The sequence below is a fragment of the Mesorhizobium sp. BHbdii genome (assembly GCF_053848045.1).
This window is the reverse complement of the sequence record NZ_JBSPKX010000229.1, coordinates 1-438: the sequence shown is the minus strand read 5'-3', so window position 1 is coordinate 438 and position 438 is coordinate 1. Positions and strand designations below refer to the sequence as shown.

The following is a 438-nucleotide window of genomic DNA, read 5'->3' as shown; positions in this document are numbered from 1 at the left end:
CGGCGACCCCTGGAGGCCCGAAAATCCGAATTCGGCCTGCCATTGCATGGCAAGGCATGGCACGATTCAGCCGGAATTCGGCGGAACGGATTCGTGCAAGGCGAATTGACAGGGGCCATCCGTTCGTGGTCCGGAGGCACGGCAAGCGATCGGGAAAGCAGGAATGAACGAAGTACGGCCTAAAACGCCGCCGACCTATGAGCAGTTGAGAAGGATGTCCGGGCAGGAACTCGGCGTCTCGGAATGGACCACGGTCGATCAGGACCGTATCAACCAGTTCGCCGAATGCACCGGCGACCACCAATGGATCCATGTCGACCCTGAACGCGCGCGGCGGCAAAGCCCGTTCCGCACGACGATCGCGCATGGCTATCTGACGTTGTCGATCATCGGCGCCTTGGCGCTCGGCATGGGCATCGTGCCGGAAAACACCCAGGC

At 61.6% G+C, this 438-nt stretch carries 1 protein-coding gene; it reads left to right on the top strand.

The annotated features are described in order from the left end of the window. Window positions 1-163: 163 nt before the first annotated feature. Window positions 164-438 (top strand): MaoC/PaaZ C-terminal domain-containing protein (locus ACWTU8_RS32775; protein ID WP_455851371.1); only part of this gene is annotated, 275 nt, incomplete at its 3' end.